This window comes from Pseudomonas sp. Arb-4-2C (genome assembly GCF_055755015.1).
In genome coordinates this window covers 4,009,445-4,024,671 of sequence record NZ_CM146899.1, presented here as the reverse complement: position 1 = coordinate 4,024,671, position 15,227 = coordinate 4,009,445, and the positions used below count along the sequence as shown (strand labels likewise).

At 61.5% G+C, this 15,227-nt stretch carries 13 protein-coding genes; 6 read left to right on the top strand and 7 right to left on the bottom strand.

Going from position 1 to position 15,227, the window contains the following annotated elements; all coding sequences use genetic code 11:
- Positions 1-238 precede the first annotated feature (238 nt).
- The gene (locus AC0J41_RS18095) at positions 239-2,332 is read left to right on the top strand and encodes an LTA synthase family protein (protein ID WP_025113059.1); all 2,094 of its coding nucleotides are present in this window, start codon (positions 239-241) and stop codon (positions 2,330-2,332) included.
- A gap of 57 nt (positions 2,333-2,389) precedes the next feature.
- Here AC0J41_RS18095 and AC0J41_RS18090 read toward each other — a convergent pair whose 3' ends face one another.
- Positions 2,390-2,548 carry a DUF3309 family protein gene (locus AC0J41_RS18090; RefSeq protein WP_169432680.1) on the bottom strand — a complete coding sequence of 53 codons (159 nt, stop codon included), beginning with the start codon at positions 2,546-2,548 and terminating at the stop codon, positions 2,390-2,392.
- Between the two features lie 300 nt (positions 2,549-2,848).
- On the opposite strand from AC0J41_RS18090, the gene AC0J41_RS18085 reads away from it, so the two are divergent.
- The 3 genes from AC0J41_RS18085 (at position 2,849) to csrA (ending at position 4,392) form a co-directional block, all read left to right on the top strand.
- Complete coding sequence (locus AC0J41_RS18085) at positions 2,849-3,664, top strand: SDR family oxidoreductase (RefSeq protein WP_025113060.1); 816 nt, start codon at positions 2,849-2,851, stop codon at positions 3,662-3,664.
- A gap of 63 nt (positions 3,665-3,727) precedes the next feature.
- Positions 3,728-4,060 carry a YnfA family protein gene (locus tag AC0J41_RS18080; RefSeq protein WP_003226957.1) on the top strand — a complete coding sequence of 111 codons (333 nt, stop codon included), beginning with the start codon at positions 3,728-3,730 and terminating at the stop codon, positions 4,058-4,060.
- A 146-nt stretch (positions 4,061-4,206) separates the two neighbouring features.
- On the top strand, positions 4,207-4,392 hold the full coding sequence (gene csrA, locus AC0J41_RS18075; RefSeq protein WP_025113061.1) for a carbon storage regulator CsrA: 186 nt from the start codon (positions 4,207-4,209) through the stop codon (positions 4,390-4,392).
- Between the two features lie 5 nt (positions 4,393-4,397).
- On the opposite strand, the gene AC0J41_RS18070 is transcribed toward csrA, so the two are convergent.
- The 5 genes from AC0J41_RS18070 to mnmC form a co-directional block, all read right to left on the bottom strand.
- Complete coding sequence (locus AC0J41_RS18070) at positions 4,398-4,625, bottom strand: YheU family protein (RefSeq protein ID WP_003192759.1); 228 nt, start codon at positions 4,623-4,625, stop codon at positions 4,398-4,400.
- Positions 4,626-4,788: 163 nt separating this feature from the next.
- Complete coding sequence (locus tag AC0J41_RS18065) at positions 4,789-5,979, bottom strand: osmoprotectant NAGGN system M42 family peptidase (protein ID WP_473013226.1); 1,191 nt, start codon at positions 5,977-5,979, stop codon at positions 4,789-4,791.
- A gap of 162 nt (positions 5,980-6,141) precedes the next feature.
- Positions 6,142-7,890 (bottom strand): N-acetylglutaminylglutamine synthetase, encoded by a 1,749-nt coding sequence (ngg, locus tag AC0J41_RS18060; RefSeq protein WP_473013225.1) that lies wholly within the window; start codon positions 7,888-7,890, stop codon positions 6,142-6,144.
- Between the two features lie 3 nt (positions 7,891-7,893).
- Complete coding sequence (locus AC0J41_RS18055; RefSeq protein ID WP_473013224.1) at positions 7,894-9,666, bottom strand: N-acetylglutaminylglutamine amidotransferase; 1,773 nt, start codon at positions 9,664-9,666, stop codon at positions 7,894-7,896.
- Between the two features lie 148 nt (positions 9,667-9,814).
- Positions 9,815-11,794, bottom strand: a complete 1,980-nt coding sequence (mnmC, locus tag AC0J41_RS18050) for a bifunctional tRNA (5-methylaminomethyl-2-thiouridine)(34)-methyltransferase MnmC2/FAD-dependent 5-carboxymethylaminomethyl-2-thiouridine(34) oxidoreductase MnmC1 (RefSeq protein ID WP_473013223.1) — start codon at positions 11,792-11,794, stop codon at positions 9,815-9,817.
- A 223-nt stretch (positions 11,795-12,017) separates the two neighbouring features.
- Here mnmC and pap point away from each other — a divergent pair, with 223 nt between their 5' ends.
- Together pap and AC0J41_RS18040 are read left to right on the top strand one after the other, a co-directional pair.
- Complete coding sequence (gene pap, locus AC0J41_RS18045) at positions 12,018-13,532, top strand: polyphosphate:AMP phosphotransferase (protein WP_025113066.1); 1,515 nt, start codon at positions 12,018-12,020, stop codon at positions 13,530-13,532.
- Positions 13,533-13,634: 102 nt separating this feature from the next.
- Positions 13,635-14,819 (top strand): thiolase family protein, encoded by a 1,185-nt coding sequence (locus AC0J41_RS18040; protein ID WP_473013222.1) that lies wholly within the window; start codon positions 13,635-13,637, stop codon positions 14,817-14,819.
- A gap of 111 nt (positions 14,820-14,930) precedes the next feature.
- On the opposite strand, the gene AC0J41_RS18035 is transcribed toward AC0J41_RS18040, so the two are convergent.
- Entirely contained in the window at positions 14,931-15,125 is a 195-nt protein-coding gene (locus AC0J41_RS18035; protein WP_473013221.1) for a DUF6316 family protein, read from the bottom strand.
- Positions 15,126-15,227: the final 102 nt, after the last annotated feature.

The following is a 15,227-nucleotide window of genomic DNA, read 5'->3' as shown; positions in this document are numbered from 1 at the left end:
TATGCGTTGCACGAAATTTTCACAAAGTGTTCCAGACAATTCGCCCGCGCAATTCACGTCGTCCCCCTGCGGCTGCCTGTGTGAAAGAGTCGGGCAGTGGGGCACTAATCAATGGCAATGCTGCCGTTGATCGTGCAACATTTGCGCACCGCGCACGCCCCGGGGCCTGGATTGGCCAATAGAGGGCATGGCGCCGCTGTATTTTGCAACTTCAACTTCCAATGGGTCCTAAAACGACATGGCAAACCCGGACGCCCTGAATCAGCAGCGATCTTCCACTCGCCTGCTGCAACCGACCGTCAAATCGCATCTGGCCTACACACTGCTGTGTGCCCTAGTCATGATGGTGATGTTTTCCGTGCTGCGCCTCGCGCTGCTGGTCTACAACCGCGAGATGATCCTCGATACCCCGGCTTCGACTTTCCTCGAAGCCTTCGCCAACGGCCTGCGTTTCGACCTGCGCCTGGTGGTCTACGTCTGCGTTCCGCTGCTGCTGGCACTGTTCAGTGCCCGGGCGATGGCGGCGCGTGGTTTCTTCCGTCTGTGGCTGACCGTTGCATCCAGCATCGCGCTGTTCCTCGGCCTGATGGAGATGGACTTCTACCGTGAGTTCCACCAGCGTCTCAACGGCCTGGTATTCCAGTACGTGAAGGAAGACCCGAAAACCGTGATGAGCATGCTCTGGTACGGTTTCCCGGTGGTGCGCTACCTGTTGGCATGGGTCGTCGGCACGGTGATTCTGACGCTGGCCTTCAAGGGCGCCGACCGTGCGACCCGGCCACGCGGACCGTTCAGCGGCGGCAACGTCGGCACCCGTCAGGTGGCGCCGTGGTACACCCGCCTGGCGGTGTTCGTGGTCTGCCTGCTGATCTGCGTCGTGGCTGCCCGTGGCACCCTGCGTCAGGGCCCGCCGCTGCGCTGGGGTGACGTGTACACCACCGAATCGAACTTCGCCAACCAGCTCGGCCTCAACGGTACGCTGTCGCTGATCGCGGCCGCCAAAGACCGCATGGGCGAGGATCGCAACAACATCTGGAAAGCCACACTGCCGCAGGAACAGGCGCAGAAAGTCGTGCGCGAGATGCTGGTGATGCCGGACGACAAACTGGTCGATGCCGACATTGCTGCCGTGCGTCGTGATTACACGCCACCGGCCGACAAGACCCTGCCGATCAAGAACGTGGTCGTGATCCTGATGGAAAGCATGGCCGGTCACTCGGTGGGCGCCCTGGGCGCGCCGGGCAACATCACGCCGTACCTCGACAAACTGTCGAAGGAAGGCCTGTTGTTCGACCGCTTCTTCTCCAACGGCACGCATACCCACCAGGGCATGTTCGCGACCATGGCGTGCTTCCCGAACCTGCCGGGCTTCGAATACCTGATGCAGACCCCGGAAGGCAGCCACAAGCTCTCCGGCCTGCCGCAGCTGCTCAGTGCGCGCAAGTATGACGACGTCTACGTCTACAACGGTGACTTCGCCTGGGACAACCAGTCGGGCTTCTTCAGCAACCAGGGCATGACCAACTTCGTTGGCCGTAACGACTTCGTCAACCCGGTGTTCTCCGATCCGACCTGGGGTGTGTCCGACCAGGACATGTTCGACCGTGGTCTGGTGGAGCTGAAGGCGCGGGAAAACGGCAAGCCGTTCTACGCGCTGCTGCAAACCCTGTCCAACCACACGCCGTACGCCTTGCCGACGCCATTGCCGGTCGAGCGCGTGACCGATCGCGGCACGCTCAACGAACACCTGACCGCCATGCGTTACGCCGACTGGGCACTGGGTCAGTTCTTCGAGAAGGCGCGTAAAGAGCCGTACTTCAAGGAAACCCTGTTCGTGATCGTCGGCGACCACGGGTTCGGCAACGAGCGTCAGATCACCGAAATGGACCTGGGCCGCTTCAACGTGCCGATGCTGATGATTGCACCGGGCATCCAGGAGAAGTTCGGTACGCGTGACCACACCGTGGGCACCCAGATCGACATCGTGCCGACCATCATGGGCCGTCTGGGCGGCGAAGTACGTCACCAGTGCTGGGGCCGTGACCTGCTCAACCTGCCGGCAGGCGACACCGGTTTCGGTGTGATCAAGCCGTCGGGCAGCGAGCAGACCACTGCCATCGTGACGGCCGACCAGATTCTGGTGCTGCCGAAAGAGAAGGAAATGGCACCGAAAATCTATCAGTACCAACTGGGCGCGAACCCTTCTGCCGAGGTCATTCCGGACGCACCGCGTACCGCCGAACTGAAACTCAAGCTTGAAGCGTTCCTGCAAACCGCGACCAAGAGCCTGATGGACAACACCGCCGGTGTGATCAACGGCAAGCCGGACTGATAAAATCGCTGCACAAAAAAAGAGGCCCTCAGGGCCTCTTTTTTTTGTCTTGGGGTTTTATATCCTGCCAAGTAACAGCAAGACCAACAGCACCACCAATACCACGCCGATAATACCCGACGGGCCATAACCCCAACTTCTGGAGTGCGGGAAGACCGGCAGACCACCGATCAGCAACAGGATCAGGATGATGATAAGAATTGTGCCCATGTCGATTTCCTTGTTGATAGTGTTCGAGAAGTCTTGGTATTCAAGGGCGACTGGAGGTTAACTAAATCCAGACGGCTTACAAATTCCGACCGGTGCGAATGACAGAAAATTCAAAGTTTTTTTAATGTATTTAGTCCGCAGGTTTATTTCCTTTTCCCGCCCCGCAAGTGCAGAACTCTGGCTTTTCAAACGAATCCAACGCGCCACGGTTTGCCCCCACCATTCAGCAATCTGATGGAGCGTGGGTGGTCGCGGATCCTTCGCTACACTCCGCGCATCTCCTACGGAACAACAAGGCTGTCTGCTATGCAAAATCGCATGATGATCACTGGTGCGGGTTCAGGTTTAGGTCGCGAAATCGCGCTGCGCTGGGCGCGTGAAGGCTGGCAACTGGCCTTGTCCGACGTCAGCGAGCCTGGCCTGCAGGAGACCCTGAAGCGGGTGCGCGAGGCTGGTGGCGACGGTTTCACCCAACGCTGCGATGTGCGCGATTACAGCCAGCTCACCGCGTTTGCCCAGGCCTGCGAAGTGAAACTGGGCGGCATCGATGTCATCGTCAATAACGCAGGCGTGGCGTCCGGCGGGTTCTTCAGCGAACTGTCGCTGGAGGATTGGGACTGGCAGATCGCAATCAACCTGATGGGCGTGGTCAAGGGCTGCAAGGCGTTCCTGCCACTGCTGGAGCAGAGCAAAGGCAAAATCATCAACATCGCCTCGATGGCCGCATTGATGCAAGGCCCGGCGATGAGCAACTACAACGTGGCCAAGGCCGGTGTGGTGGCGTTGTCGGAAAGCCTGCTGGTGGAACTGGCGCAGCAGGAAGTCGGGGTGCACGTGGTTTGCCCCTCGTTCTTCCAGACCAACTTGCTCGATTCGTTCCGTGGCCCGACCCCGGCAATGAAAGCGCAGGTCGGCAAGTTGCTGGAAAGTTCGCCGATCAGCGCCGCCGACATTGCCGATTACATCTATCAGCAAGTGGCCGCTGGCGAGTTCATGATCCTGCCGCACGAACAAGGGCGCATGGCCTGGGCGATCAAGCAGAAGAACCCGCAACTGATCTACAACGAAATGACCAGCATGGCCGATAAAATGCGCGCCAAGGCCAAATCCAGCAATGGTTGAACTTGCCCGCCGGGTGTTGCGTCGTTAGGGTGGCCGCAATGGTCACCCTGTCGAGACGCATCAATGCTCAATTACTTGTGGTTCTTTCTCGCGGCGCTGTTTGAAATCGCCGGTTGTTTCGCTTTTTTCATGTGGTTGCGCCAAGGTAAAAGTGCCTTGTGGGTCATTCCGGCGTTGCTCAGTCTGACGCTGTTTGCGCTGTTGTTGACCCGTGTCGAAGCGGCTTACGCCGGTCGCGCCTATGCCGCCTATGGCGGGATCTACATCGTGGCATCGATCGGTTGGCTGGCAGTGGTCGAGCGCGTGCGCCCGCTGGGGTCGGACTGGATCGGCGTGGCACTGTGCGTGATCGGGGCCAGCGTGATTCTATTCGGGCCGCGCTTTTCCGCTGCTTGAGACGAGACTGTTTAGCGATTTGCAGGAAATGTCTGACGGGCGCAGCGCTTGAGGCTGTAGGGCAAGACTGATTTGCTCGCCACGCATTGTCGAGCGGGCGCTCACCGCGCATCTTCAGGGCTGGCTAACCCTGAAGGACGAACTCCATGCTTGTACTCAGCCGTGTTGTAGGCGAGTTGATTTCCATCGGTGACGACATTTCCGTGCGCGTTCTGTCGGTCAACGGTTCCAGTGTGCGCTTTGGTGTCGAGGCGCCGCCGAAGGTCAATGTGCACCGTTCTGAAGTGTACGAGCGGATCCAGCGCAAACAGGCCAGCGAAAAGGCGGGCTGAAATGTTCAGTCGAAAAGATGCTTGGGCACATCGTGTTTGAGCATCAATTGGCATTGCTCGCTTTCCGGATCGAACACGATCAGCGCCTGGCCTTTGGTCAGCGCCTGGCGCACGCGTAGCACACGGGTTTCCAGCGGTGTGTCATCACCGTTGTCGGTGCCGTCACGGGTGACGAAATCCTCGATCAGGCGGGTGAGGGTGTCGACTTCAAGAGCGTCGTAGGGAATCAGCATGGGCACCTCGGTTCAATCAATGTCGGGATGCTACGGCGATTACGTTTTACCTGCCAGTTTTGCGGCATGCCAATTCGCGAACAGGTTCGCTCCCACATTCGGGATGTGTTCCCCCTGTGGGAGCGAGCCTGCTCGCGAAGGCGATTGTTCTGCCAACAAGGAATCAACTGTCGGAACGCTGCCCCACCAGGCTGTCCACCGACGGCACCCGGGTATCGCTCTCCATCTGCGTCTCATGCTCGATCTGATGACTGAAGCGATCGAGCGACGCATTGGCCGGCGCTGCATCGCTGGCGAACACCGGCGGGCTCAGGATGTACGCCCCGAGCAGGCGGCTGAGTGCCGCGAGGCTGTCGATATGCGTGCGCTCGTAACCGTGGGTGGCATCGCAGCCGAACGCCAGCAGCGCGGTGCGGATGTCATGCCCGGCGGTGACAGCCGAATGCGCGTCGCTGAAGTAGTAGCGAAACAGGTCACGGCGCACCGGCAGTTCGTGTTCACTGGCCAGGCGCAGCAAATGCCGTGACAGGTGATAGTCGTATGGCCCGCCGGAGTCCTGCATTGCCACACTGACCGCGTGTTCACTGGAATGCTGGCCCGGGGCGACCGGCGCAATGTCGATGCCGACGAATTCGCTGACGTCCCACGGCAAGGCTGCCGCTGCGCCGCTGCCGGTTTCTTCGGTGATGGTGAACAGCGGGTGACAGTCGATCATCAACTCCTGGCCGCTGTCGACGATGGCTTTGAGCGAGGCGAGCAACGCCGCGACGCCGGCCTTGTCATCCAGATGGCGAGCGCTGATGTGGCCGCTGTCGGTGAACTCAGGCAATGGGTCGAAGGCCACCACGTCGCCGACGCTGATGCCCAACGAGTCGCAATCGGCCCTGGTTGCGCAATAGGCATCCAGACGCAGTTCGACGTGATCCCAACTGATCGGCATCTCGTCCACGGCGGTATTGAACGCGTGCCCGGATGCCATCAGCGGCAGCACGCTGCCGCGAATCACGCCGTTGTCGGTGAACAGGCTGACCCGGCTGCCCTCGGCAAACCGGCTCGACCAGCAGCCGACCGGGGCCAGGCTCAGGCGTCCGTTGTCCTTCACTGCACGCACGGCGGCGCCGATGGTGTCCAGGTGCGCGGAAACGGCGCGGTCGGGGCTGTTTTTCTTGCCCCTCAGGGTGGCGCGGATCGTGCCGCGACGGGTCATTTCGAACGGGATGCCGAGTTCCTCCAGACGCTCGGCGACATAACGCACGATGGTGTCGGTGAACCCGGTAGGGCTGGGAATGGCGAGCATTTCCAGCAGGACTTTTTGCAGGTAGTTCAGATCCGGTTCAGGGATTTGTGTGGTCATGGAAACTCCTGATGAGTTGAGGCGCATCGATGGTTTCGATGAGGGGTGATTCAGGGGGGCTGTTGCGGCCCCTTCGCGAACAAGCCCGCTCCCACATTTGGAATGCGTTCACCCTGTGGGAGCGGGCTTGCTCGCGAAGGCGTCAGTCCAGACGCCTCGGAATCAAGAAACAGCCGGCTGACTGTGCGGAAACAACAAATCGACAAACCGCTCTGCCGTCGGCTGCGGTTCGTGGTTGGCCAGGCCCGCGCGTTCGTTGGCTTCGATAAACACGTACTCCGGCTGATCCGCCGCCGGCACCATCAAATCGAGACCCACCATTGGGATGTCCAGCGCCCGCGCGGCCCGAACAGCGGCATCGACCAGGGTCGGATGCAGGATCGCCGTGACATCCTCCAGCGTGCCGCCGGTGTGCAGGTTGGCGGTGCGACGCACGAAAAGGTGCTCGCCGGCCGGCAGAATGCTGCTGTAGTCATACCCGGCTGCGTGCAGGGTGCGCTGGGTTTCGTGATCCAGCGGGATCTTGCTTTCGCCACCAGTGGCGGCTTGCCGGCGTCGGCTCTGGGCCTCGATAAGCGCGCCAATCGAATGGTGCCCGTCACCGACGACTTCAGCGGGACGGCGAATCGCCGCCGCCACCACTTCAAAACCGATCACCAGAATCCGCAGGTCCAGCCCTTCGTGGAAGCTTTCAAGCAGCACACGGCTGTCAAAACGTTTGGCGGACTCGATGGCTTGCTGCACCTCTTCGATGCTCTGCAAATCCACCGCCACACCTTGACCCTGTTCACCGTCGAGCGGCTTTACCACTACCCGCTGATGTTCGTCGAGAAACGCCAGGTTGTCGTCGGCATTGCCCGCCAGCTGCTGCGAGGGCAGGTTCAGGCCGGCGGCTTTCAGCACTTTGTGGGTCAGGCTTTTGTCCTGGCACAGGCTCATGCTGATCGCGCTGGTCAGGTCGCTCAGGGATTCGCGGCAACGCACCCGGCGGCCGCCATGGCTGAGGGTGAACAGCCCGGCATCGGCGTCATCCACTTGCACATCGATGCCGCGTCGGTGCGCTTCTTCGACGATGATCCGCGCATAAGGGTTGAAGTTGGCTTCCGGCCCTGGCCCGAGGAACAGCGTCTGATTGATGCCGTTCTTGCGCTTGATGGCGAACGTCGAGAGATTGCGAAAACCGAGCTTGGCATAGAGGTTCTTCGCCTGACGGTTGTCGTGCAGCACCGACAGGTCCAGATAGCTCAGGCCGCGACTCATGAAATGCTCGATCAAGTGTCGCACCAGCACTTCGCCGACACCTGGGCGCGAACACTGTGGATCGACCGCCAGGCACCACAGGCTGCTGCCGTGTTCCGGGTCGTTGAAGGCTTTCTGGTGGTTGAGGCCCATGACGCTGCCGATCACCGCGCCGCTGTCTTCATCTTCGGCCAGCCAGTACACCGGGCCGCCCTGATGATGCGGGGTCAGCCGCGTGGCATCGATCGGCAGCATGCCGCGCGCCTGATACAGCAGATTGATTGCCTGCCAGTCCGCTTCGCTCTGTGCCCGACGAATGCGGAAGCCGCGAAACACTCGGGTGGCTTGGCGGTAATCGCTGAACCACAGGCGCAGGGTGTCGGAAGGGTCGAGAAACAGCTGCGTCGGTTCCAGGCCCAGAATCTGTTGCGGCGCGGCGACGTACAGGGCGATGTCACGTTCGCCGGGCTGCTCGTTGAGCAGTTCCTGCGCCAGCGTTGCCGGGTCAGGAAAGGTGTGACCGATCAGCAGCCGGCCCCAACCGCAATGCACGGCGATAGGGTCGGCGCCGAGTTCGCTGCCGTCTTCGGCCAGACGCGCCTGCAAGCGTTCATACGACGGTGTCTGACCGCGCAGCAGGCGTTGGCTGATAGCCGTGGCGTGAGGTTTCATCAATCAGATTCCTTGTTCACTGAGCCACAGGTTCAGGGCCGCCAGTTGCCACAGTTTCGAGCCGCGCAACGGCGTCAGTTGGCCTTGCGGATCAGTCAGCAGTTTGTCGAGCATCGCCGGGTTGAACAGGCCGCGATCCTGACTCGGATCCAGCAGCAGTTCACGCACCCAGTTCAAGGTGTCGCCCTGCAAGTGCTTCAGGCCCGGTACCGGGAAATAGCCTTTCTTGCGGTCGATCACTTCGCTTGGGATCACCAGGCGTGCGGCTTCTTTCAGCACTTGTTTACCGCCGTCCGGTAGCTTGAACTGGCCGGGAATCCGCGCCGAGAGTTCCACCAGGCGATAGTCGAGAAACGGCGTGCGCGCTTCCAGGCCCCAGGCCATGGTCATGTTGTCGACACGTTTGACCGGGTCATCCACCAGCATCACCGTGCTGTCCAGACGCAGGGCTTTATCGACCGCTGCATCAGCGCCAGGCTGTGCGAAATGTTCCTTCACGAAGTCGCCGGCCGCGTCATTGGCCGTCAGCCATTTCGGTTGCACGGTGGCGGCGTAGTCGTCGTAGCTGCGGTCGAAGAACGCCGCGCGATAGGCTGCGTACGGATCGGCCGCACCGTCGACCTGCGGGTACCAGTGATAACCGGCGAACAGTTCGTCGGCACCCTGGCCGCTCTGCACCACTTTGCAGTGCTTGGCCACTTCGCGGGACAACAGATAGAAAGCGATGCAGTCGTGGCTGACCATCGGCTCGCTCATCGCGCGGAACGCGGCGGGCAATTGCTCGATGATCTCTTTTTCGTTGATGCGCAATTGGTGGTGCTGAGTGCCGTAGTGTTTGGCGATCAGGTCCGAATACTGGAACTCGTCACCGCGTTCGCCGCCAGCGTCCTGGAAACCGATGGAAAAGGTCGACAGATTTTCCACGCCGACTTCGCGCAGCAGGCCGACGAGCATGCTCGAATCGACACCGCCGGAAAGCAGCACGCCGACATCCACTGCTGCACGTTGACGGATCGCCACGGCTTCGCGGGTGCTGTCGAGCACGCGGTCACGCCAGTCTTCGAGGGTCAGATTCTTCTCGTCCTCGTGTGGGCCGTAGGGCAGGGTCCACCAGGTTTTCTGCTCGCTGCGGCCATCGGCTTCAACGCGCATCCAGGTCGCTGGTGGCAGCTTTTCGATGCCCGCGAGCAAGGTGCGTGGCGCAGGCACCACCGCGTGGAAATTCAGGTAGTGATTGAGCGCCACCGGGTCGAGGATCGGGTTGATGTCACCGCCCTTGAGCAGCGCCGGCAGGGCCGAGGCAAAGCGCAAACGCTGGCCGGTGCGCGACAGGTACAGCGGCTTTACACCGAGACGGTCGCGAGCGATGAACAGGCGCTGGGCGTCACGCTCCCAGATGGCAAAGGCAAACATGCCGTTGAGTTTCGGCAGCAGTGCTTCGCCCCAGGCGTGGTAGCCCTTGAGCAACACTTCGGTGTCGCCACCGGAATAGAAGGCATAACCGAGCGCTTCGAGTTCGGCGCGCAGTTCCGGGAAGTTGTAGATCGCACCGTTGAAGGCCAGCGACAAGCCCAGTTGGCTGTCGATCATCGGCTGCGCCGAGCCGTCCGACAGGTCCATGATTTTCAGGCGACGATGGCCCAGGGCAATCGGCCCTTGGGCATGGAAGCCCCACGCGTCGGGGCCGCGAGGGGCCAGGTGATGGGTAATTCGTTCAACCGCTGCAAGGTCTGCAGGTTGATGATCAAAACGTAACTCGCCAGCTAATCCGCACATAAGGTCCTTACCGGTTTTTCCGTTGGGGAGGGTCATTCAAGTCTGGCCAAAATGGCCGCTACTCAGAAACTGACCCGGTGCAGTTGTGGGAGTTTTAGAACGATAAGTTATAAGGGGTGGCGACTGACCAGCGGCCAGTCGCACTTTTTCACTTGCCGCGAATCAACGTGCGCAGCGCGAAACGGTTGGGATGGCAGGCCTCGGCGACGCTTCTGGGCAGTGGCAGCGGCTCGTTATCCAGCCACGCGGCGAGCAGCTCACCGGACAGCGGCGCGGTGATCAGCCCCCGTGAGCCGTGGCCACTGTTGACGTACAGACCGTCGAGCCACGGGCAGGCAATGTCCGGCACTTGTCGCGCATCCTTGCTCAACACCGCGTAGGCCTGCGCAAACGCCTGGCGGTCGGCCAGCGGGCCGACGATCGGCAAATAGTCGGGGCTGGTGCAGCGGAAAGCGGCGCGGCCTTCGAGCATTTCTGCAGGTCGTTCAGTGATGTGCAGGCGCGCGACCAGATCGCCGGAAATCTCTTCGAGCATCGCCAGGTTACCCAGGTGTTCGGCGGTGGTCGGCGTCAGGTCATCGCTGTTGAAGTCGAAACTGGCACCAAGGGTATGTTCGCCAAGACGTGCCGGTGCGACATAACCTTCGGCGCAGACCACGGTGTGCAGCGCCTGACTCTCGGCGGTTTGTGGCAGGCGCGTGATCTGCCCGCGAATGCGCTTGAGCGGCAGCTCGGCACTTTGCGCAAAACGTTTGATTTCCGCCGCGCCGGCCAATACCACCACCGGGGCGCTGGCGAGCAGGTGGTCGCCATCGAGGGCTTGCCATTGGCCCTCGACCTTGCGCAGCTCCAGCGCGTCGTGATGCTTGAGCAATTGGATGTTCGGTTGCGCGGCTTGTGCATGGCACAACGCCGGCGGATGCACCCAGCCGCCTTCGGGGTAGTACAAGCCGCCGTGGTCCAGACCGATCCCGGCCTGAGTTTCGGCTTGCGGCTGATCGAGCCAGTGCACCAGGTCTTCCGGGAACGCCGCGGCCAGTTGCGCCTGACGTTCGGCCTCTTTGGCATTGAACGCCAATTGCAGCACGCCGCAATCGTCCCAATCCGTACCGCGTTGCAGGGTTTCCAGCAGACGGCGGGTGTAGCCGAAGCCGCTGACGATCAGTTGCGACAACGCGGTGCCGTGGGCCGATAACTTCAGGTACAGCACGCCTTGCGGATTGCCCGACGCTTCTTGCGCCACGTCGGCATGCCGCTCCAGCAGGCTGACCTGCCAGCCCCGTGCCGCGAGACTGGCAGCGGTCGCGCAACCGGCCAGCCCGGCGCCGATCACCAGCGCTCGACTCTCACCGGTCAGCGGGGCAGGGCGGGCGAACCACGGTTTGTCCGGCGCGGGTGGCGCGACGTCCTGCGGCCAGCCGAGAAACTCGCCGCGCAGGATTTCCCACTTGTGACCAATGCCCGGTGTGCGCTTCATCTTGAAGCCGGCGGCATTGAGCAAACGCCGCACCCAGCCGGTGCTGGTAAAGGTGCTGATGGTCGAACCGGGTGCGGCCAGTCGAGCCAGTTCGATGAACAGCTCGGCGGTCCACATCTCCGGGTTTTTCGCCGGGGCGAAACCGTCGAGAAACCACGCATCGATCTGCGCATCGAGTTGCGGCAGTTGCTCCAGCGCATCGCCGATCAGCAGCGTCAGCGTGACTCGGCCATTACCCAGAATGATCCGCTGGAAGCCCTGATGGATCGCCACGTAACGGGTCAGCAACTGATCGGCCAGCGGCTTGAGCTCAGGCCACAAGGCCAACGCCCGTTGCAGGTCGGCCGGACTCAGCGGGTACTTTTCGACGCTGACAAAATGCAGTCGCGCACCGGCGACCGCGTGTTGCTCGAACAACTGCCAGGCGCAAAGAAAATTCAGCCCGGTGCCGAAGCCGGTTTCGCCGATCACCAGTCGCCCGTGCGCTGGCAACGCGGCAAACCGCTCGGCCAGACGGTTCTGTTCGAGGAACACGTAGCGGGTTTCATCCAGCCCCGACTGGTCGGAAAAGTACACGTCATCGAACACTCGCGAACGCGGGCGTCCGTGGTCATCCCAGTCGAGTTGGGCGTGGGGCGATACAGGTTTCATGGCAGGCTCGGCAACGACAAGGCGGCCATTCTAGCCGATCGGGCGCAGGCTGCTTGATCCATGGCAAGGCCTGGTTGCGCAGTCTCGAAGACAATCGATGATTTGGGCGCTGAACATAGATCCCCGTGGAGAGGGGCTCCCTACACAACATAGGCGGGGAATTTCTCCTCCATCGCCGTGCCCAATCCGCTAGTCTTGCTGAATCCTGGAAGGAGCCGTCCCCATGTTTGAATCCGCTGAAATCGGTCACGCCATCGACAAAGAGACATACGACGCGGCTGTGCCTGCTTTGCGTGAGGCGCTGCTGGAAGCGCAGTTCGAGTTGCAGCAGCAGAAGCGTTTCCCGGTGATCATTTTGATCAACGGCATCGAAGGCGCGGGCAAGGGCGAGACCGTCAAGTTACTCAACGAGTGGATGGACCCGCGCCTGATCGAGGTGCGCACCTTCGACCAGCAGACCGACGAAGAGCTGGCGCGACCACCGGCCTGGCGTTACTGGCGGATGCTCCCGGCCAAGGGGCGGATGGGGATTTTCTTCGGCAACTGGTACAGCCAGATGCTCCAGGGGCGGGTTCACGGTTTGTTCAAGGATCCGCGTCTGGATCAGGCGATCAACGCCGCCGAGCGTCTGGAAAAGATGCTCTGCGATGAAGGTGCGCTGATCTTCAAGTTCTGGTTTCACCTGTCCAAGAAACAGATGAAGGCCCGCCTCAAGGCGCTGGCCGATGACCCGTTGCACAGCTGGCGCATCAGCCCGCTGGACTGGCAGCAATCTGAAACCTACGACAAGTTCGTCAAATACGGCGAGCGCGTGCTGCGCCGCACCAGCCGCGACTACGCGCCGTGGCACATCATCGAAGGCATGGACGCCAATTACCGCAGTCTGGCGGTCGGCAAGATCCTGCTCGAAGGTTTGCAGAATGCCTTGAAACGCCCGGATGTTCATACCGAGGAGGTCAACGCCGCACCGCTGGGCACCGCGGTCGATCAACTGAACCTGCTCGACAGTCTCGACCTCAATCAACGACTGGAAAAGAAAGACTACGAAGAACAATTGATCACCGAGCAGGCGCGGCTGTCCGGGCTGATGCGCGACAAACGCATGCGCCGCCACGCGTTGGTGGCGGTGTTCGAAGGCAACGATGCTGCGGGCAAGGGTGGGGCGATCCGCCGGGTGGCGGCAGCGCTTGATCCGCGTCAGTACAGCATCGTGCCGATTGCAGCGCCGACCGAGGAGGAGCGCGCGCAACCGTACTTGTGGCGTTTCTGGCGGCACCTGCCGGCGCGGGGCAAGTTCACCGTGTTCGATCGCTCATGGTATGGCCGGGTGCTGGTGGAGCGGGTCGAGGGCTTTTGCAGCCCGGCCGACTGGCTGCGCGCCTACAGCGAGATCAATGACTTCGAAGAGCAGATCGCCGACGCCGGGGTCATCGTCGTCAAGTTCTGGCTGGCGATCGACAAAGACACGCAGATGGAGCGCTTCCAGGCCCGGGAGCAGATTCCGTTCAAGCGCTTCAAAATCACCGAAGACGACTGGCGCAACCGCGACAAGTGGGATGCCTATCGCGCAGCCGTGGGCGACATGGTCGACCGCACCAGCACCGAGATTTCGCCGTGGACCCTGGTCGAGGCCAACGACAAGCGCTGGGCGCGGGTCAAGGTGTTGCGCACGATCAACCGCGCGCTCGAAGAGGCGTTCGAGAAGTCCGACAAGCGCGCGAAAAAGCACAAGGACTGACCGATGGACACGCATACGCGGGGTGAATGATTGTCGCGGTCGGCGGCGGGGTGGACTTATGCTCGGTGCACTCTCATCCGACAACAACAATTGAGGTATGCCATGCGTGAAGTGGTGATCGTCGACAGCGTGCGGACCGGCCTGGCCAAGTCCTTTCGCGGCAAGTTCAACCAGACCCGTCCCGACGACATGGCGGCCCATTGCGTCAATGCGCTGCTGTCGCGCAACGACATCGATCCGGCCAGCGTCGAGGACTGCATTGTCGGCGCCGGCTCCAACGAAGGCGCGCAGGGTTACAACATCGGCCGCAACGTGGCGGTGCTCTCACGCCTGGGCACCAACGTGGCCGGCATGACCCTTAATCGCTTCTGCTCTTCGGGCCTGCAGGCGATCGCGATTGCCGCCAACCAGATCGCTTCCGGTTGCAGCGACATCATTGTTGCCGGCGGCGTCGAGTCGATCAGTCTGACCCTCAAAAGCGTCAACACCGATCACCTGATCAACCCGTTGCTCAAGCAGCAGGTGCCGGGCATCTATTACACGATGGGCCAGACTGCCGAAGTGGTTGCGCGCCGTTACGATGTCAGCCGCGAGGCCCAGGACCGTTATGCGCTGCAAAGTCAGCTGCGCACCGCCCAGGCGCAGGTCGCCGGGCTGTTCAATGATGAAATCGTGCCGATGGCGGTCAAGTACCGGGTCGAGGACAAAAACAGCGGTGAGGTGCAGATTCTCGACGGGATTGTCGATCACGACGACTGCAACCGGCCGGACACCACCTACGAAAGCCTCGCCGGCTTGAAGCCGGTGTTCGCCGAGGACGGTTCGGTGACCGCCGGCAATTCGTCGCAGCTGTCCGACGGCGCGTCGATGACCCTGGTGATGAGCCTGGAAAAAGCCCTGCAACTGGGACTCAAGCCCAAGGCGTTTTTCCGTGGTTTTACCGTGGCTGGCTGCGAGCCGGACGAGATGGGCATCGGCCCGGTGTTCTCGGTGCCGAAACTGCTCAAGGCCAAAGGCTTGCAGGTGGCGGATATTGATCTGTGGGAACTCAACGAGGCGTTTGCTTCGCAGTGCCTGTATGCCCGGGACCGGCTGGAGATCGATAACGACAAGTACAACGTCAACGGCGGCTCGATTTCCATCGGCCACCCGTTCGGCATGACCGGGTCGCGGCAGGTCGGGCATCTGGTGCGCGAGTTGCAGCGGCGCCATCTGCGTTACGGCGTCGTGACCATGTGCGTGGGGGGCGGGATGGGGGCGACGGGGTTGTTTGAGGCGGTGCGCTGACCCTGCAGATTTGTATTGCCTGTCAGGACGCTTTCGCGAGCAGGCTCGCTCCCACAGGTGACCGCGTTCTCCTGTGGGAGCGAGCCTGCTCGCGAAGGGATCAAACCGGATTTACCGGTTGGAATCCAGAAGCTGCATCCGCGCGATATACGCCTTTATTTCCTGCTCGGCTGTCTCCTGGCTGTCGAACGGCCCTTCAAGGGTGTTCTCCCGTGTGCAGAAAAACAGTTCGCCATTGACCCGACACACCCGGTCGCTACGAAAGTGCGTGGCGGGGGCGCTGTCCTGGGCGCGCATTCCTAACATGATCGGGCTCCTTGGATGATCGGGTGAAAGGATCCAATGAGCTTATGCCTGAAGCACTTGGCACGCCCGGGCAGCCGATCAACGGCGATTCGTCAATTTAAT

What these genes read in the sequence shown, in the direction of transcription:
- AC0J41_RS18095 (WP_025113059.1), top strand. Translation starts at nt 239, where the DNA reads ATGGCAAACCCGGACGCCCTGAATCAGCAGCGATCTTCCACTCGCCTG.
- AC0J41_RS18085 (WP_025113060.1), top strand. Translation starts at nt 2,849, where the DNA reads ATGCAAAATCGCATGATGATCACTGGTGCGGGTTCAGGTTTAGGTCGC.
- AC0J41_RS18080 (WP_003226957.1), top strand. Translation starts at nt 3,728, where the DNA reads ATGCTCAATTACTTGTGGTTCTTTCTCGCGGCGCTGTTTGAAATCGCC.
- csrA (WP_025113061.1), top strand. Translation starts at nt 4,207, where the DNA reads ATGCTTGTACTCAGCCGTGTTGTAGGCGAGTTGATTTCCATCGGTGAC.
- AC0J41_RS18070 (WP_003192759.1), bottom strand. Translation starts at nt 4,625, where the DNA reads ATGCTGATTCCCTACGACGCTCTTGAAGTCGACACCCTCACCCGCCTG.
- AC0J41_RS18065 (WP_473013226.1), bottom strand. Translation starts at nt 5,979, where the DNA reads ATGACCACACAAATCCCTGAACCGGATCTGAACTACCTGCAAAAAGTC.
- ngg (WP_473013225.1), bottom strand. Translation starts at nt 7,890, where the DNA reads ATGAAACCTCACGCCACGGCTATCAGCCAACGCCTGCTGCGCGGTCAG.
- AC0J41_RS18055 (WP_473013224.1), bottom strand. Translation starts at nt 9,666, where the DNA reads ATGTGCGGATTAGCTGGCGAGTTACGTTTTGATCATCAACCTGCAGAC.
- mnmC (WP_473013223.1), bottom strand. Translation starts at nt 11,794, where the DNA reads ATGAAACCTGTATCGCCCCACGCCCAACTCGACTGGGATGACCACGGA.
- pap (WP_025113066.1), top strand. Translation starts at nt 12,018, where the DNA reads ATGTTTGAATCCGCTGAAATCGGTCACGCCATCGACAAAGAGACATAC.
- AC0J41_RS18040 (WP_473013222.1), top strand. Translation starts at nt 13,635, where the DNA reads ATGCGTGAAGTGGTGATCGTCGACAGCGTGCGGACCGGCCTGGCCAAG.
- AC0J41_RS18035 (WP_473013221.1), bottom strand. Translation starts at nt 15,125, where the DNA reads ATGTTAGGAATGCGCGCCCAGGACAGCGCCCCCGCCACGCACTTTCGT.